The following is a 20,499-nucleotide window of genomic DNA, read 5'->3' as shown; positions in this document are numbered from 1 at the left end:
ACAATCGAACGGAGTGGGCGAAATATCGGCGGATTCAGCCGGGCAATGGCCTCAACGTGGGGCGATATGCGCCACCATCAGCTGCACGCTTTCCTGCCCGCGATACTCGTTGACGTCCAGCTTGTAGGCCAGTTCCGCCCAGCGCACCGAAGGGTTCGGCCAGATGTCGCGGTCGATGTTGAAGGCGATGCCGTCCAGCGTCAGCGAACCGCATTCGCTCCTGAGTACGAGCTTGAGGTGCCGCTCGCCGACGATGCGCTGCTGCACCAGCTGGAATACGCCATGGAACATCGGCTCTGGGAAATGCTGCCCCCAGGGCCCGGCATTGCGCAACGCGCGGGCCAGCTCCAGGTGAAACTCCTCGATACCGAGCTGGCCGTCGGTGAGCAGCCGGCCGGTCAGGTCGTCCTCGCAGAGCTGACGCCGCACCTCGGCGTCGAAGGCCGCGGCGAAGGCGCCGAAGTTTTCCTGCGGCAAGGACAGCCCGGCGGCCATGGCGTGCCCGCCGAACTTGCTGATCAACCCGGGATGACGAGCCGCCACCGCGTCGAGCGCATCGCGGATATGAAATCCGGGCACCGAACGCGCCGAGCCCTTGAGCTGGCCGTCGCCGGCATCGGCAAAGGCGATGGTCGGGCGGTGATAGCGCTCCTTCAGCCGCGAGGCGAGGATACCGATCACGCCCTGGTGCCAGTCCGGCTCGAACAGGCACAGGCCGAACGGCAGCTCCTCGAGCGGCAGGTCCTTGAGCTGGGCGAGCGCCTCGCGCTGCATGCCCTGCTCGATGGCCTTGCGATCCTTGTTCAGCTCGTCGAGCTGTACGGCCATGTCGCGCGCCAGCGCCTCGTCTTCGCAGAGCAGGCACTCGATGCCCAGGCTCATGTCGTCCAGACGCCCGGCGGCATTGAGGCGCGGCCCGAGAATGAAGCCAAGATCGGTGGAGGTGATGCGCCGATGGTCACGTCCGGCGACGTCGAGGATCGCCCGTAGCCCCGGCCGGGCCCGACCGGCGCGAATGCGCGCCAAGCCCTGATGGACGAGGATGCGGTTGTTGGCGTCCAGCGGCACCACGTCGGCGACGCTGCCGAGGGCCACCAGATCGAGCAGCTCGGCCAGATTCGGCTCGGCCCAGCCGTGACGAACGAACCAGTCCCGCTCGCGCAGCCGGGCGCGCAATGCCAGCAGCACATAGAAGATCACGCCGACGCCAGCGATGCACTTGCTCGGGAACCGGCATTCGGGCTGGTTCGGGTTGACGATGGCATCGGCATCGGGCAGCACGGGCCCCGGCAGATGGTGGTCGGTGACCAGCACCTTCAAGCCGGCCGCTTTCGCCGCCGCCACGCCGTCGACGCTGGAGATGCCGTTGTCGACCGTTACCAGCAGGTCGGGCCCGCGCTCGAGGGCCACGGCAACGATCTCGGGTGTCAGCCCGTAACCGTATTCGAAGCGATTCGGAACGAGGTAATCGACGTGCGCCGCGCCCAGCTGCCGCAGACCGAGCACGCCGACCGTGCTGGCGGTGGCTCCGTCGGCGTCGAAATCACCGACGAACAGGATGCGCTGACGCTTCTCCAGCGCCTCGACCAGCAGCTCGACGGCCTGCTCGATGCCCTTGAGCTGCGCATAAGGAATGAGCCGCGCCAGGCCCTTGTCCAGCTCGCTGGCCGAGGTCACGCCGCGTGCCGCGTAGAGCCGGGTCAGCAATGGCGGGAGATCGCCCAGGTCGGGCAGCGTGTCGGGAAGCGGGCGGGGTTCGATGCGCATCGTGTGGTTCCGGAGCAGCGAGCCGGCACGAGCGCGCCGGCGAGAAAAGCCGCAGAGGATACCCGAATCGGTCAGCCCTGGCCGGGTCGTTTGGCGCCGGCCGACAGATCGTTCAGCCGCGCTCGCCGAGCAGCCACTGCATGGGCACTTCGTGCTGGCCGCGCTCGTCGGTGACGAACAGTGCACCGTCACTGATCATCACGCTCCACTGGATGGAGCGCGGCAGATCACGGGTCAGCGTTTCCAGCGCCTCGGAAGCCAGCGCAGCGATGCTGACATTCTTCAGCCCTTTGACCGCATCGACCACCTTGGTCTGCCATACCCGCAGGTTGCCGTAGGCCAGCACGCTAACCCGCTCGGCACGCCGCGAGCACCAGGTGATGCGCTCGGCATCCGGCTGTCCGACCTCGATCCAGTGCAGGATCCGTTCATCCAGGCTCTTCTGCCACAGCGCCGGCTCATCGACATCCGACAGGCCGCGACCGAAGCCCAGCTGCTCGTCGTACCACAGCGCATAGGCGATCAAGCGAACGCCGAGGCGCTCTTCGGTTTCCGACGGATGACGCGCGACCGTGAAGCGCAGGGTCTCGTAGACGCCGCGATCGAGATCGGTCAGGTTGAGTTCGACTTTATAGGGGGTCGCTTGCAGAGCCATGAAGGGGTCGCCGCCGAAAAAAGGTGCCGCAGTCTAGCAAACCGCAGGGGCACCGGCTCACCAGGCTACGCGGCAACCCGGATGCAGTTGCGCCCGCCCGCCTTGGCCTGATAGAGCGCGCGATCCGCTTCGGACAGCAGCCGATCGAGGTCGTAGCCGAACCGCCCGGTATCGCTGATGCCGATGCTCACGCTGAGCATGCCGGCGCGACTGAAAGGCAGCGCCGCGAACTCGCCACGGATACGCTCGGCGACGCCATGAGCGACATCGGTCCCGGCATCGGCAAGCAGGCAGGCGAACTCTTCGCCACCAATGCGCCCGAACACGTCATGCCGACGCAGCCGCAACTTGGCGACGTGGCAGAAGCCGATCAACGCATCGTCGCCGGCCTTGTGGCCCAGCGTGTCGTTGAGGCGCTTGAACTGGTCGAGGTCGCACAACAGCAACGTCACCATCTGGCCTGCTTCCCGGCAACGATGCAGTAGCCGCTCGCCATGCTCGATGAAGGCGCGCCGGTTGCCGATGCCGGTCAACGGGTCGCTCAGCGACGCCTGCCGGTACTCGAGTTCGGCACGCTCACGAACCATGGCCAGCGTGACGAACGCGATGCCGACCGCGTACATCATGGTCTCGAAGATCACCACGGCGAAGAAGTTGAAGTGCTGCGTCCCCTCGAACGGCTGGCCGTTATCGAGAGGGATGCGCAATGCGTACAGCACGACATGCACGGCCATGAGCGCCATCGCCGGGCGCAGCGAAACCTGGATGGCCCGGCGGCTTCGCCACAGCTCGACCATCGCCAGACCGATATAGATGATGGTGAGCACCGAAAGCAGCGCAATGCGCAACCGTAGCGTGCCGTAGAACGCCGGCCACAGACACATCGCGGCCCACACCGCGGGGCCGACGAGTATCCCCCGCCATTGCGGACGACGGCCAGCGAACACACGCATGGCCGTCCAGTTGAAGGCCATCGCCAGCACGAGCAGGACATTGCCAAGGACGATCGGCACGTAGTCGATCCCGAGGTTGCGTAGCGCCCCGAGCGCCGTCGATGCGACACCAAGGAAAAGCGTGAGGCACAGGTAGCCCAGCGTGGGTTCGCGCCGCCCACTGCGCCAGGCGAACAACATCAGCAGCGCAACCAGCAACAGTACGTAGAGATCGACGACGATGAGGGTGGGAACGCTCAACTGCATGACGGCACCGCACGCCTCTAGACCGGGGACTCGGCCGGGAAGAAGCAATCAGGGAAGGGCTGCCGATTCTAACGTTTCGACGCGGTGGCCACTATAACGACAGCACTGCTGCCTCCGGCAAACCGACCGACGGAGCGGCCCGACCGATGAAGACCTTTGACAATCATTCTCATTCTATTTAGCATCCGCTTCATCAATCGACCCACGGGTAGTTCGCATGTACGTCTGTCTTTGCCAGGGCATCACCGACGGCCAGATTCGCGAGGCCATCTATGAAGGCTGTTGCAGCTACCGCGAGGTGCGTGAGAGCACTGGCGTGGGCACCCAATGCGGCAAGTGCGCCTGCCTGGCCAAACAGGTGGTGCGCGAAACCCTGGCGGACGTCCAGAACGCACAGCCGGCGCTGTCCGCACCGATGTTCTACCCCGCCTGACCAGCGGATCACCGAAGAGCCGGGCGATTGCCCGGCTTTTTTCTGCCTGCAATCAACGCATTAGCGCTCAATCGCAGAACGCAAGCGTTCTCGTTTCCCTTATTAGCCTTTGCTTTCAAGGAGTTAGGTTTGACAGGCCTGTGCTTCGTGGCCAGACTGCGGCAAACCTCTCATTGACTTCGACGGGATTGCGACCATGAAAGGCGACAAGCTGGTCATTCAGCACCTCAACAAGATCCTTGGCAACGAACTGGTCGCCATCAACCAGTATTTCCTGCATGCGCGCATGTATGAGGACTGGGGGCTCGGCCGCCTGGGCAAGCACGAGTACGATGAATCCATCGACGAGATGAAGCATGCCGACAAGCTGATCAAACGCATCCTCTTCCTCGAGGGGCTGCCCAATCTCCAGGATCTGGGCAAGCTGCTGATCGGCGAGAACACCCGCGAGATGCTCGAATGCGACCTCAAGCTCGAGCAGAGCGGCATCGCCGACCTCAAGGTTGCCATCGCCTACTGTGAGAGTGTCGGCGACTACGGCAGCCGGGAGCTGCTCGAAGACATACTCGAATCCGAGGAAGAGCACATCGACTGGCTGGAAACCCAGCTCGGGCTCATCGACAAGGTTGGGCTGGAGAATTATCTGCAATCGCAGATGGACGACTGAGACCGCCAGCCACCGCAATAAAAAAACGCCATGTCCGCAAGGACATGGCGTTTTTTATTGGCCGGAGCACCAGATGGATGGTGCCTCGGGCCGGTCGAGGCTCAGGCGTCGGCCTTGCCGGCGGCGGACTTGATCAGCGCCTGCAGCTCACCCTTCTCGAACATCTCGAGGATGATGTCGCTACCACCGACCAGCTCACCGTTCACCCACAGCTGCGGGAAGGTCGGCCAGTTGGCGTACTTGGGCAGGTTCGCGCGGATTTCCGGGTTCTGCAGGATATCCACGTAGGCAAACTTCTCGCCGCAGCCCATCACCGCCTGGCTGGCACGTGCAGAGAAACCGCACTGCGGCGCATTCGGCGAGCCCTTCATGTAGAGCAGGATGGAGTTGTTGGCGATCTGTTCTTTGATGGTTTCGATGATGTCCATGAGGTACCTCGGCTAACACGGTTGCCGCGCATTGTAGAGCATAAGCCGGGTCAAAGCCGAGTGGCGAAGTCGGTTTTGTCGATCGAACGAGGCGCAGCGTTGCGCCTGTCAGACGCGCGCAGGCGCCGTAAACCGGCGTTTGCGCCCCTGCAGCTTTTGTGGATAAGATCTCGCCTTTCCCGTTTCGCCAGGTCATCACGACCCCCAGTGGTCGGTCCCTCTGTTTTCCCCGGAAAAGCCTTCGGACCGCAAACTGCGGCAATGAAAGGTAGTTGATATGAGCGCAAGGCATTTTCTCTCTTTGATGGACTGCACGCCCCAGGAACTGCATAGCCTGGTCCGTCGCGGCATCGAACTGAAGGATCTGCGTGAGCGCGGCATTCTCTTCGAGCCACTGAAGAATCGGGTGCTGGGCATGATCTTCGAGAAGGCCTCGACCCGCACGCGGCTGTCATTCGAGGCCGGCATGATCCAGCTCGGCGGCCAGGCGATCTTTCTCTCGCCGCGCGACACCCAGCTCGGTCGCGGCGAGCCGATCGGCGATTCGGCGATCGTCATGTCGCGCATGCTCGATGCCGTGATGATCCGTACGTTCTCCCACTCTACGCTGACCGAGTTCGCCGCCAATTCGCGGGTCCCGGTGATCAACGGCCTGTCGGACGATCTGCATCCCTGCCAGCTGCTGGCCGACATGCAGACCTTCCAGGAACAGCGTGGCAGCATCGCCGGCAAGACCGTCGCCTGGGTCGGCGATGGCAACAACATGTGCAACACCTATATAGAAGCGGCGATCCAGTTCGACTTCCAGCTTCGCGTGGCCTGCCCCGAAGGCTATGAGCCTAAGGCCGAGCTGCTTGCGCTGGCCGGCGACCGGGTCAGCGTCACGCGTGACCCGCGCGAGGCGGTTGCCGGCGCTCACCTGGTCAGCACCGATGTGTGGACCTCGATGGGCCAGGAAGACGAGGCCGAGGCGCGCCTGGCGACCTTCCGCCCCTACCAGGTGGACCGCGCCTTGCTGGATGCCGCCGCACCGGACGTGATCTTCCTGCACTGCCTACCAGCCCACCGTGGCGAGGAGATCAGCGAAGACCTGCTCGACGATTGCCGCTCGCTCGCCTGGGACCAGGCCGAGAATCGCCTGCACGTGCAAAAGGCACTATTGGAATTCCTCGTCGAACCCGCCTACCACGCATGAGCCACGCCCCCCTGCTGTTGCTGCGCGACCTGGCCTGTGGCTACGGCGGGCAGCAGCGCGTCGTCAGCGACCTCAACCTGCACCTGAACCGCGGCGACATCGGCTGCCTGCTCGGCCCATCCGGCTGCGGCAAGACCACCACGTTGCGGGCCATCGCCGGCTTTGAGGCTGTCCAGCAGGGCGAGATCGAGCTGGCCGGGCAAGTCATCTCGCGCCCTGGCCACACCCTCGCCCCGGAGAAGCGCCGCATCGGCATGGTCTTTCAGGACTATGCGCTGTTCCCGCATCTGACCGTCTTCGACAACGTCGCCTTTGGCATTCGCAAGCAGGCGGACTGCCAACGTATCGTCAGCGAACTGCTGGAACTGGTGCATCTCGCCCCACTGGCGCGACGCTACCCACACGAACTCTCCGGCGGCCAGCAACAGCGAGTCGCACTGGCTCGCGCACTAGCCCCCGAACCCGAGCTGCTGCTGCTTGACGAGCCGTTCTCCAATCTGGACGTCGAACTGCGCCGCCGGCTGAGCCTGGAAGTCCGGGAGATTCTCAAGGCGCGCGGCACCAGTGCGATTCTGGTGACCCATGATCAGGAGGAGGCCTTCGCCGTCAGCGATCAGGTCGGCGTGTTCAAGGACGGCCGCCTCGAGCAATGGGACACGTCGTTCAACCTCTATCACGAACCGCTGACCCCCTTCGTCGCGAGCTTCATCGGCCAGGGCTACTTCATCCGCGGCCAGCTGCTCGACCCGGAAACGGTGCAGACCGAGCTTGGCGTGATCCGCGGCAACCGCGCCTACAACTGGCCGGCCGGGAGTTCGGTAGATGTACTGCTGCGTCCGGACGATATCGTCTACCGGCCGGACAGCCCGCTGCGTGCGCTGATCGTCGGCAAGACGTTCCTCGGCGCATCGACCCTGTATCGCCTGCAACTGCCAACCGGCAACCAGCTCGAAGGCATCTTCGCCAGCCATACCGACTATCTGCCAGGCCAGGAAGTCGGCATCGCCATTGCGGCCGACCACCTGGTGGTGTTCCCGGCCCAGGGCAGTGTTGCCGCCCACCAGACCCTGCCCGAGGCCGGCGTTCGCCGTTACAGCAGCCGCTGACGCTCAGGCGTCCCGGTCGTTCTGCCTGCGCTGGCGAAAGAACTGGCTGAGCATTTCGCTGCACTGTTCGGCCAGCAGCCCGCCTTCGACCAGTACCCGATGATTGAGGAACACCTGGTCGAAGAACTGCCCGCGACTGATCGCTACGCCGGCCTTTGGCTCGGTCGTGCCGTAGACCACACGCTGGATGCGCGAATGCACGATCAGCCCGGCGCACATGCTGCACGGCTCCAGGGTGACGTACAGCGTACTGCCGGGCAGGCGATAGTTTTGCAGACGCAGCGCAGCATCGCGGATGGCGACCATCTCGGCATGCGCGCTCGGATCGTGTCGCGAGATCGGGCAGTTGAAACCGCGCCCGACGACCTCGCCGTCCAGCACCAGCACGGCGCCCACCGGCACCTCGCCCAGCGCGGCGCCCTGCTCGGCCAGCGCAAGGGCCTCGCGCATGAAGCCCTCGTCGCCGCTGCGGTCGATGATCTGCACTCGTTTCATCCGCCGGTCCCGCCGTGCTAGGCCACTTCGATGGCGGCCATCAGGCCGGTTTCCATGTGATCGACCACATGGCAATGGAACATCCACACGCCGGGGTTATCCGCCACCAATGCGATCCGCGCGGTCTCGTTCTTGCCCAGCAGATAGGTGTCGGTGTACCAGGGCTCGATACGTCGGCGGTTGGAGGAAATCACCTTGAAGGTCATGCCATGCAGATGGATCGGATGCTGGTACTGGCTGAGATTGCGCAGCTCGAAGATATAGTGCCCGCCGTGGCGCAGCGTCGCGATCGGTCGCTCGGCACAGCGCTTGTCGTTGATGTCCCAGGCCTGGCCGTTGATCTGCCAGAACTTGAACGCCCCACCCTGCTGCAGGTCGGTGGAAAGCGCACCGGCCCATTCGAAGTTGAAACGCAGCGTCTCGGCGCGATCCAGATCCGGTTCGGCGATCGGGTTTGCCGGCAGTGCAGCCGGCCAGCCTCCCGGCGACTGCTCGCTGGCCACGGCACGCAATGCGGCAAGGCGCAAAGGCCCGTTGCGCAGCGACAGCTCGGTGCCCGCCTCGGGCACCTTCAGCCCCAGCTCGAGACGCATGCCCGGCCCCAGCCAGTATTCCTTGCCGAGTGGACGAGGAGCCACCGGGTTGCCGTCGAGCGCGTAGATCCGCGCCTCGCCAGCGGAGAGGTTGAGCCGATAGGTCAGCGTATTGTCGAGGTTGAGGATGCGTAGCCGCACGATCTGTCCGGCTGGCAGATCCAGCGTCGGCAGGTGCTCGCCATTGACCGTCGAGAGCACGCCCGGGGTGCCGCCCCGCGCCGCCTCGCGCGGCACGCTGAAATCGGTGAAGGCCCCCTGCTGGTCGACGTGCCAGCTCTTCAGGCTCAGGGCCCGCTCATGGGCGAAGCCGCTGGGTTCACGCTCCTCGACGATCAGCGGGCCGACCAGGCCGCGGCCCAGCTGCTCGCCGCTGGACGTGTGCGGGTGGTACCAGAAGCTACCGGCGTCGTGCAGCTGAAAACGATACTCGAACGACTCTCCCGGCAGCACCGGCAGCTGCGAGACGTAGGGCACACCGTCCATCTCCAGCGGCAGGCGGATACCGTGCCAGTGAATGGTGGTCGGCTCCGGCAAGAGATTGGTGAAGCGCACCCGCAGCCAGTCACCCTGGCGTCCACGCAGCTCGAGACCAGGCGCCTGCCCACCATAGCCCCACGCCGGTGTGACGCGCCCGGGCACCAGCTCGACGTCGACCGGCGCGGCGATCAGCTCGTAGTCATGCGTGGCACCAGCCGCAGGACGGCCCAGCCAATAGCGCGCACCGCCAACGCCGAGACCAAGCACGCCGAGACCGACCAGGCCGCCGAGGACCTGCCTGCGTGTGAAAGCCATTGAATCTCCCCCTTGGTACTACGACCCCAATAGCATCAGGGCAGCCTTGGCTGCCCTGATGCGTCAGATCACTCCCACTCGATGGTCGCCGGCGGCTTGCTCGAGACGTCGTAGGTGACGCGCGAGATGCCTTCGATTTCGTTGATGATGCGGTTGGAGACCTTTTCCAGCAGCTCGTAAGGCAGGTGCGCCCAGCGTGCCGTCATGAAGTCGATGGTTTCCACTGCGCGCAGGGCCACGACCCAGGCATAACGGCGACCATCACCGACCACCCCTACCGACTTGACCGGCTGGAACACCACGAAGGCCTGGCTGACCTTGTGGTACCAGTCAGCCTTGCGCAGCTCGCTGATGAAGATGTCGTCGGCGCGACGCAGCAGGTCGGCGTATTCCTTCTTCACCTCGCCGAGGATGCGCACGCCCAGGCCCGGGCCCGGGAAGGGATGGCGGTAGACCATGTCGTAGGGCAGGCCGAGTTCGAGGCCGATCTTGCGTACCTCGTCCTTGAACAATTCGCGCAGCGGCTCGACCAGCTTGAGGTTCATTTCCTCGGGCAGGCCGCCGACGTTGTGGTGCGACTTGATCACGTGGGCCTTGCCGCTCTTGGCACCGGCCGACTCGATCACGTCCGGGTAGATGGTGCCCTGGGCGAGGAACTGAATGTTTGGCAGCTTGCTGGCCTCGGCATCGAACACGTCGATGAAGGTGCGACCGATGATCTTGCGCTTCTTCTCAGGGTCCGCCTCGCCTTCGAGGTTGGCCAGGAACTGCGCCTCGGCGTCAGCCCGGATGACCTTGACGCCCATGTTCTCGGCGAACATGGCCATCACCTGGTCGCCTTCGTGCAGGCGCAGCAGACCGTTGTCGACGAATACGCAGGTCAGCTGGTCGCCGATGGCGCGGTGCAGCAGCGCGGCGACCACCGAGGAATCCACGCCGCCGGACAGGCCGAGCAATACGTTGGCGTCGCCTACCTGGGCACGCACCTGGGCAATGGCGTCCTCGACGATGTTGGAAGGCGTCCATAGCGCTTCACAACCGCAGATCTCGAGAATGAAGCGCGACAGGATGCGCCCGCCCTGCTTGGTGTGGGTCACTTCGGGGTGGAACTGCACGCCGTAGTAGCCGCGGGTGTCGTCGCCCATCGCGGCGATCGGGCAGCTCGGCGTGCTGGCCAGGATGTGGAAACCCTGCGGGATGTCGGTGACCTTGTCGCCGTGGCTCATCCAGACGTCGAGGCCGAACACGCCATCGTCGTCCATGTGATCCTCGATGCCATCGAACAGCCGCGACTTGCCGACCAGGTCGACGCGGGCGTAGCCGAACTCGCGAACATCCGAGCCCTGTACCTTGCCGCCGAGCTGCTCGGACATCGTCTGCATGCCGTAGCAGATGCCGAACAGCGGCACGCCGAGATCGAACACCGCCTGCGGTGCGCGCGGGCTGCCCTGCTCATGCACGGACTCGGGCCCACCGGCGAGGATGATGCCGCGCGGGGCGAAGGCACGGATGTCCTCGTCGCTCATGTCCCAGGGATGAAGTTCGCAATACACGCCGATCTCGCGCACACGACGGGCGATCAGCTGGGTGTACTGGGAACCGAAGTCGAGGATCAGGATGCGGTGGGCGTGGATGTCAGGATGAGCCATTGGGGGCATCTCTCGTGGTGTTCGCAAATGACACGGGGCTGATCGAACAGCCCCGTTGTTCACATTCCAGAAATCGATCTGCCGCGTCGCGCGACGGGCAAACCGTTTTTTCAGCCGACGCGGTAGTTCGGCGCTTCCTTGGTGATCTGCACGTCATGCACGTGCGACTCGGCCATGCCGGCACCGGTGATGCGCACGAACTGCGGCCGCGTACGCATCTCATCGATGGTCGCCGAGCCGGTGTAGCCCATCGAAGCACGCAGACCGCCCATCAGCTGGTGGATGATCGCCGACAGCGCGCCCTTGTACGGCACACGGCCCTCGATGCCTTCGGGAACCAGCTTCTCGGCACCGGCCGAGGAATCCTGGAAGTAGCGGTCCGAGGAGCCCTGCGCCTGGGCCATGGCACCGAGCGAGCCCATGCCGCGGTAGGCCTTGTAGGAGCGTCCCTGGAACAGCTCGACCTCGCCAGGCGCCTCTTCGGTACCGGCGAACATCGAGCCCATCATCACCGCATTGGCGCCAGCGACGATGGCCTTGGACAGGTCGCCGGAGAAGCGGATGCCGCCATCGGCGATCATCGGCACACCGGTGCCTTCCAGCGCGGCGGAGACGTTGGCGATGGCGGAAATCTGCGGAACGCCGACGCCGGCGACGATGCGGGTGGTGCAGATCGAACCCGGGCCGATGCCGACTTTGACCGCATCGGCGCCGGCCTTGACCAGGTCAAGCGCGGCTTCGGCGGTGGCGATGTTGCCGCCGATCACCTGTACCTGTGGGAAGTTCTCCTTGACCCAGCGAACACGATCGATCACGCCGCGGGAATGGCCATGGGCGGTATCCACGACGACCACGTCGACGCCAGCGGCGGCCAGCGCCGCGACGCGCTCTTCGGTATCGGCGCCGGTGCCGACTGCGGCACCCACGCGCAGGCGGCCCTGCTCGTCCTTCGAGGCCAGCGGGTAGCTCTTGGCCTTCTCGATATCACGGAAGGTGACCAGGCCGCGCAGGTGGAAGTTGGCGTTGACCACCAGCATCTTCTCGATGCGATGCTCGTACAGCTTAGCCTTGATCTCTTCGAGCGAAGTGCCTTCCTGGACCGTGACCAGTCGATCCTTCGGGGTCATGATTGCCGCCACGGTGTCGCCGGTGTTGGGCATGAAGCGCAGGTCACGGCCGGTGACGATCCCCACCAGTTCCTTGCCGGACACCACCGGAAAGCCGGAGAAGCCCAACTCGCGGGCCTTGCGCAGCAGGTCGCTGATCTTGGTATCGGGCGAGACGGTGACCGGGTCGTGAACGATGGCCGTCTCGTGGCGCTTGACCTTGCGCACCTCGGCCGCCTGCTGCTCGACGCTCATGTTCTTGTGGACGATGCCGATACCGCCCTCCTGCGCCATGGCGATGGCCAGGCGGGCTTCGGTCACGGTGTCCATGGCCGCCGAGACCAGCGGAATGTTCAGCTCGATACCGCGGGTCAGGCGGGTCTTGAGGCTGACATCCTTGGGCAGGACCTCGGAATATCCCGGGATCAGGAGAACGTCATCGAAAGTCAGGGCTTCTTGGCTGATACGCAGCATGGCGGGGGCTCCCAGGCGGGAAAAAGGAAGCGCGGCATTATACCCATCGACCCCGCCGCGCTCAACGCGCAGTCCGGTTGTGACTCAGCGGACTCAGCCGTCGACTCGCACCTGTGCGCACGGGAAGCCCAGCCGCTCGGCGAACGCCTCGACAAATGCCGGTACGAAGCCGGCGTCGGCCCAGCCGTTGAAGACGAACGCCAGATCGGAAAAGGCGCAGGCCGGAATGAACAGGAAGCCGTTGATATCGTCCTCGAAGCCGCATTCCGGACAGGTGAAGTTGTCCGTCTCGCCGGGCATCCACACTTCCAGGCTGTCAAACAACACTGTGCCAATCTCCCGCCGGCACTCGGGGCAACCGGCCTCTTCGGCAAAATCGCGGGTCGGCGTATAGATGCAACGCTCGGTGACGATCTCCAGGCCATTGACCGCCTGGCCGAACGGCAGCCGCTCGGGATGCTCGACGACCTGCCGAGCGCCATCGCCGATTGCATAGGCCATCGTCCGCGCTCCAGGCCCGCAGGTGGTCGGCAAGGCCTCGACGATACGCCGCTCGACCAGCCAGCGCAGCAGCCTGCGCGCCCGCGCCTCGCGCCCCGGCACGCTAGAAATTCTTGGCACCACGATGATCTGGTTCGGCTGCACGGTTATCCCCTGGCCAGCCACGCGGCGGCCGGCGTCGAAAAGGCGCGCATCTTAGCGCCGCCCGACATGGCTCGGTAGGCGCCGGCGCCGGACGGGCTTATCATCGCCGCCATGCTCAACGATCCCTTCCAGCGCCTGAACCTCGACCGCGAAGTTCTCACCGTCAGCCAGCTCAACAACCGTGCACGGCTGCTACTCGAGGACGTCTTTGCGCAGATCTGGGTCGAGGGCGAGATTTCCAACCTGGCGCGCCCGGCGTCCGGCCACGTCTATTTCACGCTCAAGGACAAAAACGCCCAGGTGCGTTGTGCGCTGTTCCGGCAGAACGCCTTGCGGGTGCGTCAGGCCCTGCGCGACGGGCTTGCGGTCAAGGTGCGCGGCAAGGTCTCGCTGTTCGAGGGCCGCGGTGACTATCAGTTGATTCTCGACAGTGTCGAGCCGGCCGGCGATGGCGCGTTGCGTCTGGCTTTCGAGGCGCTGAAGGACAAGCTCGCGGCCGAAGGGCTGTTCGCTGCCGAGCGCAAGCGCAGATTGCCGGCCCACCCCTGCCGCGTCGGCATCGTATCGTCGCCGACCGGCGCGGTGATCCGCGACATCGTCTCGGTTTTCCGCCGCCGCGCGCCGCAGGTGGAGCTGACCCTGATTCCCACCGCCGTGCAGGGCCGCGAAGCCACCGCGCAGATCGTCCGCGCCCTGGCGCTGGCCGATGCGCAGGGCTTCGACGCACTGATTCTCGCGCGCGGCGGCGGCTCGCTCGAAGACCTCTGGTGCTTCAACGAGGAAGCGGTGGCACGCGCGGTGGCGGCATGCCGGACGCCGATTGTCAGCGCCGTGGGTCACGAGACCGACGTTTCCATCGCCGATTTCGTCGCCGACGTGCGTGCGCCGACACCGTCGGCCGCCGCCGAGCTACTGGCGCCCAGCAGTGCCGACCTGCAGCAGCGCCTGAGCGCTCTGCAACAACGTCTCTTGCTGCGCATGCGCGAGCGCCTGCGTCACGAGACGCTGCGCCTGGACGGCCTGAGCCGCCGGCTGCGCCATCCCGGCGAGCGCCTGCAACAACAGGCCCAACGCATCGACGACCTTGAACAACGGCTACTGCGCGCCATCGATCGCCGGCTGTGTGCGGGGCAAGAGCGCCTGGCCCGGCTGGAAACGCGCCTGGCAGCGCAGCACCCGGGGCGCAGCCTGCACCTGCTGCGCCAACGCCTCGAACATTTCGCCCAGCGCCTGCCCCGCGCCATGCGCGCAGCGCTCGGCACGCGCCAGCAGCACCTGCAAGGCCTCGCCCAGACCCTTCATATCGTCAGCCCGCTGGCCACGCTCGGCCGCGGCTACAGCATCCTGCTCGACGAGCGCGGCCGGGCAATCCGCCGCGCCGAGCAGACCCAGCCGGGCCAGCGCCTTAAGGCACGCCTGGGCGAAGGCGAACTGGACGTGCGCGTCGAGGACAACCATCTGCAACCGACCACGCTACCGCTACTCTGAAGCGCGACGGGCTTTCGCCAGCCGGCGCAAGTGCGCGAGGATGGACGCCCCGCCTGCCCCGGAGTACCCATGCTGCGTCGCCTGTTCCTTCTGCTCGCCCTGCTGTTTCCGGCCCTCGCCTGCGCCGAGGGGTTCATCACCCGCCTGCTCGACAAGCCGGTACCCGGCGGGGTCGCCGTGGTCGGCCTCGGCAATGACGCGCAGGCACCACAGGCACGCTATGACGGCAAACCCGTCCTGACGATCCGCGAGGACGGCCAGCGCTGGATCGCCATCGTCGGCATCCCGCTCGGCACGACAGCCGGCACCCAGCAGCTGCTGGTCGACGGCAGGCCGGTCACCTTTGAAGTGGGCCCCCGCGAGTATCGGGCCCAGCACATCACGCTGAAGAATCAGCGCCAGGTCGATCCGAACCCGGACGACCTCAAGCGCATCGAGCGCGAGCTGGCCGAGCAGACCCGCGCCTACCGTGGGTTCAGCGCCGCGCAGCCAAGCAACCTGCTGTTCGATCGCCCGGTCGACGGACCGCTGTCCTCGCCCTTCGGCCTGCGTCGCTTCTTCAATGGCCAGGAGCGCAACCCTCATTCGGGGTTGGACTTCGCGGTTCCCGCCAGCACGCCGATCAAGGCGCCGGCTGCCGGCACGGTAACGCTGGTCGGCGACTATTTCTTCAATGGCAAGACCGTGTTCGTCGATCACGGGCAGGGTCTGATCAGCATGTTCTGCCACCTGTCGAGCACCTCGGTGAAGGTAGGCGACCACCTGGCGCGCGGCCAGGTACTGGGCAAGGTCGGCGCCACCGGCCGCGCCACCGGCCCGCACCTGCACTGGAATGTCAGCCTCAATGACGCTCGCGTCGACCCATCCATTTTCATTGGCGCCTTCAAGCGCTGAAGCAAAGGAGACCCTCATGCGCATCCGAGCCAAGGAATCCGTCCTGCTGATCATCGACATCCAGGAGCGGCTGCTGCCGGTGATCCTGGACGGCCAGGCGATGGTCGAACACAGCGCCTGGCTGCAGCAGATCGCTGCCCGCGTGGGCGTGCCGGTGCTGCTGACCGAGCAGTACAGCAAGGGCCTCGGGCCGACCGTGGCAACCCTGCGCGACGGCGTACCGGCCGAGGCCATCGTCGAGAAGCTGCACTTCTCGGCCACCGGCGACGGCGAGCTGTTCAAGCGTCCCGGCGGCGAGCGCCGCCAGTTCATCGTCTGCGGCTGCGAAACACATGTCTGCGTGATGCAGTCGGTGCTCGACCTGCTCGAGCGTGGCCATCGCGTGTTCGTCGTTGAGGAAGCGGTCAGTTCGCGCCGCGCCAGCGACAAGACGCTGGCCCTGGCACGCATGCGCCAGGCCGGCGCTGAAATCGTCTCGCGCGAGATGGTCGCCTTCGAATGGTTGGAGCAGGCCGGCACCGAGCTGTTCAAGACCATCAGCCGCGAGTTCATTCGCTGAGCTACTGCATGCCCTGCGGTTTCGTCCGCAGGCCGGTTTTGCTAGGGTCGCGCCGCGTCCGGGCCGGTTGCCCGCCACCTGAGAGAAGCTGAATGCCGACAGAAGAACTGACCGGTTGGCTCGACTGGCTCGATGCCCATCCGTACTTGCAGACGCTCCTGGCAAGCGCCGCACTGGTGCTTGCCGCCTGGGTCTCGAACTGGATCGTCAAACGCATCCTGGTGCGCGGGCTGTACAAGCTACTGCGTCATGCGCGCACCAGCGATATCGAGGATTTCGGCGTCATCAAGCGGCTGTCGAACATCGTGCCGGCGCTGGTGCTCTCCACCGGCGTGCATGCGGTGCCCGGCCTGCCCGAAGCCGCGGTCATGGTGGTGCGCAACGTGTGTGGCGGCTTCATCGTACTGACCGTCGCGCTGGCGCTCGGCGGCGTGCTGGACATCGTCAACATGCTTTACCAGCGGCGCTCGGATGCGCGCATCCACCCGATCAAGGGCTACCTGCAGGTAGTCAAGATCGGGCTGTACGCGATCGCCACCATTCTCATCATCGCCACGTTGATCGACCGCTCGCCGCTGATCCTGCTCTCCGGCCTGGGCGCCATGGCCGCCGTGCTGATGCTGATCTTCCAAGACACCCTGCTGTCGCTGGTCGCCAGCGTGCAGATCACCTCCAACGACCTGATTCGCGTCGGCGATTGGGTGGAAATGCCGCAGCTCAATGCCGACGGCGATGTCATCGACATCGCCCTGCATACCGTCAAGGTGCAGAACTGGGACAAGACCATCACCAGCATTCCGACCAAGCGTTTCATTTCCGACTCGTTCAAGAACTGGCGCGGCATGCAGGAAAGTGGCGGCCGCCGGATCAAGCGCAGCCTTTACCTGGATCAGCAGAGCGTGCATTTCCTCGACGCCGAGGAACGCAAGCGGCTCTACCGCTTCAACCTGCTGGAAGAGTACCTGGTCAACAAGCGCAAAGAGATCGATGAGTGGAACGCCAAGCTCGCCGAACGGGGACAGGAGCCCGTCAACACGCGCCGCGTAACGAACATCGGCACCTTTCGCGCCTATGTCGAACGCTATCTACGCAGCCATCCCGGGGTGCATCAGCGCATGACGCTGCTGGTGCGGCAGCTGAGCCCGACCGCCGACGGCCTCCCGCTGGAGATCTATTGCTTCACCAACACCGTCGCCTGGGCGGAGTACGAGGCGATCCAGTCGGACATCTTCGATCACTTGCTGGCGATCCTGCCGGAGTTCGGTCTGCGGGTGTTCCAGCATCCATCCGGCGGCGACATGCGCGACTGGTGCGATGCCGTAAACCGGCCGCAGCCTCGCATGCAAGAGATTGCGCCTGACCGAAGTCAGGCGCAGGGATCGTAGGCTGGCGCTGGGGCACGGGTTCACGCACACCCCGGCGCTGCCCATTGCCTCGTCCATGAGACCAGCGCCAGTGAACCCGGTCGCCCGTGCCCCAGCGCCAGCCTACGAGAGCAACGCGGGCCGAAGCCCGCGCTGCCTGCCGGCTCAGAAGCTCAGGTCGACACGCGCCCAAAGGGTGCGCCCAGGCTCGTTGATCCGACTCGTGGCATCCAGGCCATAATCGGCGAAGCCTGCGCTGCCAGCGAGGTTGAGGTGCTCGCTGTAGGTCTTGTCGAGCAGGTTGTCGACGCCAGCGCTGAGCTTGACCGTCTCGTTCAGCCGATAGGCGCCGTTGAGTGACAGCACCCCGAAACCGGCGCTCTCGCCGAAGTCCTTGCCGACCACGGTTCCCTGGTTCTCGGCTACCCGGCCTTGCGAAGCGACCACACGCCAGAGACCGGTGGTGCTCCAGTTGTCACGCTCGTAGGTCAGGCCCAGACGCCCTTCCAGAGGCGGAATCTGCGGCAGCGCCCGACCGTCGCTACGGTTCTCGCCCCAGGCATAGGCCAGGCTGGCGTCGCCCTTCCAGTTCGAGGTGAAGCGATAGGCCAGACCGGCTTCGGCGCCAGCGATGGTGGCGTCGATGTTGCTGACCTCGGCGCGGATCATGTTCGGCATCACGCCTGGCACGTAACTGAACAGGATGTAGTCCTCGACCAGCCCGGCGTAAGCCGATACCCAGGCCTCGAGCGGCCCCTGGCTGTATTGCAGGCCGACATCCAGCTGCGTGGTCTTCTCCGGGCGCACCGAATCGAACGGCTGCACCGTGCCGACCGGGCCGGGGTTGGAAACGAACAGCTCCCAGTAGTCGGGGAAGCGCTCGGCGTGGCCGAGGCCTGCGTACCAGGTCGCCGGCAGCTCCGCGAGCCGCTCTTCGTAGCGTAGGAAGCCGCTGTAGAGGGTGTCACGACGGGTCTCGCCGGCGGTGGGGTTGTCCCAGTCGCGCGAGACGATCGGCATGCTCGAGGTGTCGTGGCTACGGAAGAATTCGCGCTCGTCGGTCGCCTCGTGCAGGTCCAGGCGCAGGCCACCGATGACTTTCCTGCGCTCGTTGAGCTGCCAGGTCAGCTCGCCAAAGGCGCCGTAGCTATGCAGCATGGCGTCCGGCACCCAAGGCAGCGCATCGCTGCCGGCCGCCTGGACCATCTGGTTGGCGGCACCGGCTGGATTCATCACCTTGCGGTGCTCGCTGCGCTGCGCATCGACGCCCGCCTTCAGCTCGACGTCGCTCCACTGCCAGGTGCCGACCAGCCGGCCACCCAGCGTGCGGCGGTCGACGCGCGACAGCGTCGGGTTGGGCATCATCATCGACGGCACGAAATCGCGCAGGCTGTAGTTGTCCATGATGTGGTCGGCGTAGTTGTAGTAGACCTGCGCCTCCAGCCCGTAGAACGTCTCGCCGATGTTGCTCTTCTCGAAGCGCAGGCCCAGGCTTTCGCGCTTGAACTGGCTGCCGTCCATGCCGCGACCGGCATAGCGCGCCTCGCCGTCACCGCGGCCGGCGGTGAGTTCGAGCAGCGTGTCTGCATCGGGCGTCCAGCCGAGCGCCACATCGGTGTTCCACTTGTCGAAGCGCGACGGCACGGTGTCGCCGCTACCATCCTCGTAGTCGTCGGCCTGCGAGCTGTTGGCCATCAGCCTTGCATAGCCTTGCTCCGCCCCAGCGGCGGCATCAAGGATACGGTCGAAGCGACCGTTTGAGCCGGTCAGGAAACTGGTGTTCAGCCGCCAGTCCGGCTCGCTGAACTGTTCGGGCTCGCGCTCGAACAGCACGGTGGCCGCAGAAGCGCCAGGCCCCCAGAGCACTGTCTGCGGCCCCTTGATCACGGTCAGCCGGTCGAAGTTCTCGGGGCTGATATAGGACGACGGCGAATCCATCCGGTTGGGGCATGCACCGAGCATCTCGCCGCCATTGGACAGCAGTTTCAGGCGCGAGCCGAACATCCCGCGGAACACCGGGTCGCCGTTGACCCCGCCGTTACGCACCGCGGAGAAACCCGGAATGGTCTTCAGATAGTCGGCACCGTCGCTGGCCGGCACCGGCTGGCGCGGCAGTTTGGGATCGGTGACCACCTTCAGCGGCGTAGTCTGCGCCACGCCGGTCACGACCAGCGGCGCCAGCTCGACAGCCTGCTCGTGCGCCGCATGCATGGCGTGCTCGTCGGCCTCGGCCGCGAGGGCGCCGCCGGCTGCCAGGCCGAGAAAGGTCAGATGGGCCAGGCGCCAGTGCAGGCGGCTCGGGCGAACGAAAAATCCGGTGGACAGGCGCGCACCTGCGCGACTGTCGCAAAGCTTCTTGGACATAGCTGATTCCACTACTGATTGTTGGACGGCCGCAGGCTGCGGCCCGGCAGATCAGGCGTGGAAAACCGGAGGGGCTCGCGGATGGCCGCGACTGTGGCGCGGCGCCTCGACCAACGGCGCAACGGGCAGCGGCTCGAAATGGGCGGGGCGATGCTCAGGCAGCGCCAGATCGACGGCCAGAGTCAGCGGTGGGTTGAGGGTCAGCAGCTCGCAGTAGCCACACAACTCGAGGGCGGCGAGCCATTGTGGCTCGCCGTAGCGTGCCTGACGGTGATGGACGGAGGCGTTGGGGTCATGGCCAGCCTGCGCGTGCATCGAGTGCCCGCCATGGCCGGCGTGCTCGGCCGCCATGCTGGGCTCGGCATGCCGCCCGGCGATCTGCAAGGCCGAGTACAGCGGGCCGACATGGATCATCAGCATGGCGAACAGGCCAAGCCAGATGCTCGTTGTCGAATAGGCCCGTCGTTTCACCACTGCACCTTGCGTTGCCCAAAAACGCTCCTTCGCGAAGCGGGCCGATGATCGCATGCCCGGCACGCCCCTGGCTGCGGCATGTGGCCGCAACCTGCCTAGCCAACGAAATTGCGCAAAAATTCAAATAACTTATTTTTTATGTCGAACGA

19 protein-coding genes are annotated in these 20,499 nt (G+C 65.4%); 8 read left to right on the top strand and 11 right to left on the bottom strand.

The window, feature by feature from the left end; translation table 11 throughout:
- Positions 1–51: 51 nt before the first annotated feature.
- The 3 genes from recJ to AC0KXH_RS06045 all read right to left on the bottom strand — a co-directional run bounded on the left by recJ (position 52) and on the right by AC0KXH_RS06045 (position 3,621).
- Positions 52–1,767, bottom strand: coding sequence for a single-stranded-DNA-specific exonuclease RecJ (gene recJ, locus AC0KXH_RS06055; protein WP_043219124.1), 1,716 nt, complete (start codon positions 1,765–1,767; stop codon positions 52–54).
- A gap of 112 nt (positions 1,768–1,879) precedes the next feature.
- Complete coding sequence (locus AC0KXH_RS06050; protein WP_061340760.1) at positions 1,880–2,422, bottom strand: YaeQ family protein; 543 nt, start codon at positions 2,420–2,422, stop codon at positions 1,880–1,882.
- A 65-nt stretch (positions 2,423–2,487) separates the two neighbouring features.
- Positions 2,488–3,621 (bottom strand): GGDEF domain-containing protein, encoded by a 1,134-nt coding sequence (locus AC0KXH_RS06045; RefSeq protein ID WP_061338590.1) that lies wholly within the window; start codon positions 3,619–3,621, stop codon positions 2,488–2,490.
- Between the two features lie 217 nt (positions 3,622–3,838).
- On the opposite strand from AC0KXH_RS06045, the gene AC0KXH_RS06040 reads away from it, so the two are divergent.
- On the top strand, positions 3,839–4,054 hold the full coding sequence (locus AC0KXH_RS06040) for a bacterioferritin-associated ferredoxin (RefSeq protein WP_041107113.1): 216 nt from the start codon (positions 3,839–3,841) through the stop codon (positions 4,052–4,054).
- A 196-nt stretch (positions 4,055–4,250) separates the two neighbouring features.
- Entirely contained in the window at positions 4,251–4,721 is a 471-nt protein-coding gene (bfr, locus tag AC0KXH_RS06035; protein WP_041107115.1) for a bacterioferritin, read from the top strand.
- A gap of 101 nt (positions 4,722–4,822) precedes the next feature.
- Here the strand turns inward: bfr and grxD are convergent, their stop codons facing one another.
- Positions 4,823–5,149 (bottom strand): Grx4 family monothiol glutaredoxin, encoded by a 327-nt coding sequence (grxD, locus tag AC0KXH_RS06030; RefSeq protein ID WP_061340392.1) that lies wholly within the window; start codon positions 5,147–5,149, stop codon positions 4,823–4,825.
- 277 nt (positions 5,150–5,426) lie between these two features.
- On the opposite strand from grxD, the gene argF reads away from it, so the two are divergent.
- Together argF and AC0KXH_RS06020 are read left to right on the top strand one after the other, a co-directional pair.
- Positions 5,427–6,344: an ornithine carbamoyltransferase gene (gene argF / locus AC0KXH_RS06025; RefSeq protein ID WP_488224346.1), complete on the top strand. Its 918-nt coding sequence runs from the start codon at positions 5,427–5,429 to the stop codon at positions 6,342–6,344.
- Complete coding sequence (locus AC0KXH_RS06020) at positions 6,341–7,450, top strand: ABC transporter ATP-binding protein (RefSeq protein WP_488224345.1); 1,110 nt, start codon at positions 6,341–6,343, stop codon at positions 7,448–7,450. Before argF ends, AC0KXH_RS06020 begins: the two co-directional genes overlap by 4 nt.
- Before the next feature lie 3 nt (positions 7,451–7,453).
- On the opposite strand, the gene tadA is transcribed toward AC0KXH_RS06020, so the two are convergent.
- From tadA to AC0KXH_RS05995, 5 genes are all read right to left on the bottom strand, one after another.
- Positions 7,454–7,945 carry a tRNA adenosine(34) deaminase TadA gene (gene tadA, locus AC0KXH_RS06015; protein WP_488224344.1) on the bottom strand — a complete coding sequence of 164 codons (492 nt, stop codon included), beginning with the start codon at positions 7,943–7,945 and terminating at the stop codon, positions 7,454–7,456.
- A gap of 17 nt (positions 7,946–7,962) precedes the next feature.
- On the bottom strand, positions 7,963–9,333 hold the full coding sequence (locus AC0KXH_RS06010; RefSeq protein ID WP_488224343.1) for a multicopper oxidase family protein: 1,371 nt from the start codon (positions 9,331–9,333) through the stop codon (positions 7,963–7,965).
- A gap of 68 nt (positions 9,334–9,401) precedes the next feature.
- Complete coding sequence (gene guaA, locus AC0KXH_RS06005) at positions 9,402–10,982, bottom strand: glutamine-hydrolyzing GMP synthase (protein ID WP_041107126.1); 1,581 nt, start codon at positions 10,980–10,982, stop codon at positions 9,402–9,404.
- A 110-nt stretch (positions 10,983–11,092) separates the two neighbouring features.
- The gene (gene guaB, locus AC0KXH_RS06000) at positions 11,093–12,562 is read right to left on the bottom strand and encodes an IMP dehydrogenase (RefSeq protein WP_041107128.1); all 1,470 of its coding nucleotides are present in this window, start codon (positions 12,560–12,562) and stop codon (positions 11,093–11,095) included.
- Between the two features lie 93 nt (positions 12,563–12,655).
- The gene (locus tag AC0KXH_RS05995; protein ID WP_313307004.1) at positions 12,656–13,207 is read right to left on the bottom strand and encodes a sugar ABC transporter ATPase; all 552 of its coding nucleotides are present in this window, start codon (positions 13,205–13,207) and stop codon (positions 12,656–12,658) included.
- Between the two features lie 111 nt (positions 13,208–13,318).
- On the opposite strand from AC0KXH_RS05995, the gene xseA reads away from it, so the two are divergent.
- From xseA to AC0KXH_RS05975, 4 genes are all read left to right on the top strand, one after another.
- Entirely contained in the window at positions 13,319–14,695 is a 1,377-nt protein-coding gene (gene xseA / locus AC0KXH_RS05990; RefSeq protein ID WP_313307001.1) for an exodeoxyribonuclease VII large subunit, read from the top strand.
- A gap of 69 nt (positions 14,696–14,764) precedes the next feature.
- Positions 14,765–15,589 carry a peptidoglycan DD-metalloendopeptidase family protein gene (locus tag AC0KXH_RS05985; RefSeq protein ID WP_488224342.1) on the top strand — a complete coding sequence of 275 codons (825 nt, stop codon included), beginning with the start codon at positions 14,765–14,767 and terminating at the stop codon, positions 15,587–15,589.
- A 16-nt stretch (positions 15,590–15,605) separates the two neighbouring features.
- A complete protein-coding gene (locus AC0KXH_RS05980) occupies positions 15,606–16,148 on the top strand; it encodes a hydrolase (protein ID WP_200293194.1) in 543 nt (180 codons plus the stop codon).
- A gap of 92 nt (positions 16,149–16,240) precedes the next feature.
- On the top strand, positions 16,241–17,533 hold the full coding sequence (locus AC0KXH_RS05975) for a mechanosensitive ion channel family protein (protein WP_488224341.1): 1,293 nt from the start codon (positions 16,241–16,243) through the stop codon (positions 17,531–17,533).
- A gap of 144 nt (positions 17,534–17,677) precedes the next feature.
- Here the strand turns inward: AC0KXH_RS05975 and AC0KXH_RS05970 are convergent, their stop codons facing one another.
- Together AC0KXH_RS05970 and AC0KXH_RS05965 are read right to left on the bottom strand one after the other, a co-directional pair.
- Positions 17,678–19,876, bottom strand: coding sequence for a TonB-dependent copper receptor (locus tag AC0KXH_RS05970; RefSeq protein ID WP_488224340.1), 2,199 nt, complete (start codon positions 19,874–19,876; stop codon positions 17,678–17,680).
- 51 nt (positions 19,877–19,927) lie between these two features.
- Positions 19,928–20,347 (bottom strand): DUF2946 domain-containing protein, encoded by a 420-nt coding sequence (locus AC0KXH_RS05965; RefSeq protein ID WP_061338747.1) that lies wholly within the window; start codon positions 20,345–20,347, stop codon positions 19,928–19,930.
- Between the last annotated feature and the right edge of the window lie 152 nt (positions 20,348–20,499).

It is taken from the genome of Stutzerimonas sp. CXK-1, from assembly GCF_057738225.1.
The sequence above is the reverse complement of the archived record's forward strand: the minus strand, read 5'-3'. Positions and strand labels throughout refer to the sequence as shown.

What these genes read in the sequence shown, in the direction of transcription:
- recJ (WP_043219124.1), bottom strand. Translation starts at nt 1,767, where the DNA reads ATGCGCATCGAACCCCGCCCGCTTCCCGACACGCTGCCCGACCTGGGC.
- AC0KXH_RS06050 (WP_061340760.1), bottom strand. Translation starts at nt 2,422, where the DNA reads ATGGCTCTGCAAGCGACCCCCTATAAAGTCGAACTCAACCTGACCGAT.
- AC0KXH_RS06045 (WP_061338590.1), bottom strand. Translation starts at nt 3,621, where the DNA reads ATGCAGTTGAGCGTTCCCACCCTCATCGTCGTCGATCTCTACGTACTG.
- AC0KXH_RS06040 (WP_041107113.1), top strand. Translation starts at nt 3,839, where the DNA reads ATGTACGTCTGTCTTTGCCAGGGCATCACCGACGGCCAGATTCGCGAG.
- bfr (WP_041107115.1), top strand. Translation starts at nt 4,251, where the DNA reads ATGAAAGGCGACAAGCTGGTCATTCAGCACCTCAACAAGATCCTTGGC.
- grxD (WP_061340392.1), bottom strand. Translation starts at nt 5,149, where the DNA reads ATGGACATCATCGAAACCATCAAAGAACAGATCGCCAACAACTCCATC.
- argF (WP_488224346.1), top strand. Translation starts at nt 5,427, where the DNA reads ATGAGCGCAAGGCATTTTCTCTCTTTGATGGACTGCACGCCCCAGGAA.
- AC0KXH_RS06020 (WP_488224345.1), top strand. Translation starts at nt 6,341, where the DNA reads ATGAGCCACGCCCCCCTGCTGTTGCTGCGCGACCTGGCCTGTGGCTAC.
- tadA (WP_488224344.1), bottom strand. Translation starts at nt 7,945, where the DNA reads ATGAAACGAGTGCAGATCATCGACCGCAGCGGCGACGAGGGCTTCATG.
- AC0KXH_RS06010 (WP_488224343.1), bottom strand. Translation starts at nt 9,333, where the DNA reads ATGGCTTTCACACGCAGGCAGGTCCTCGGCGGCCTGGTCGGTCTCGGC.
- guaA (WP_041107126.1), bottom strand. Translation starts at nt 10,982, where the DNA reads ATGGCTCATCCTGACATCCACGCCCACCGCATCCTGATCCTCGACTTC.
- guaB (WP_041107128.1), bottom strand. Translation starts at nt 12,562, where the DNA reads ATGCTGCGTATCAGCCAAGAAGCCCTGACTTTCGATGACGTTCTCCTG.
- xseA (WP_313307001.1), top strand. Translation starts at nt 13,319, where the DNA reads ATGCTCAACGATCCCTTCCAGCGCCTGAACCTCGACCGCGAAGTTCTC.
- AC0KXH_RS05985 (WP_488224342.1), top strand. Translation starts at nt 14,765, where the DNA reads ATGCTGCGTCGCCTGTTCCTTCTGCTCGCCCTGCTGTTTCCGGCCCTC.
- AC0KXH_RS05980 (WP_200293194.1), top strand. Translation starts at nt 15,606, where the DNA reads ATGCGCATCCGAGCCAAGGAATCCGTCCTGCTGATCATCGACATCCAG.
- AC0KXH_RS05975 (WP_488224341.1), top strand. Translation starts at nt 16,241, where the DNA reads ATGCCGACAGAAGAACTGACCGGTTGGCTCGACTGGCTCGATGCCCAT.
- AC0KXH_RS05970 (WP_488224340.1), bottom strand. Translation starts at nt 19,876, where the DNA reads ATGTCCAAGAAGCTTTGCGACAGTCGCGCAGGTGCGCGCCTGTCCACC.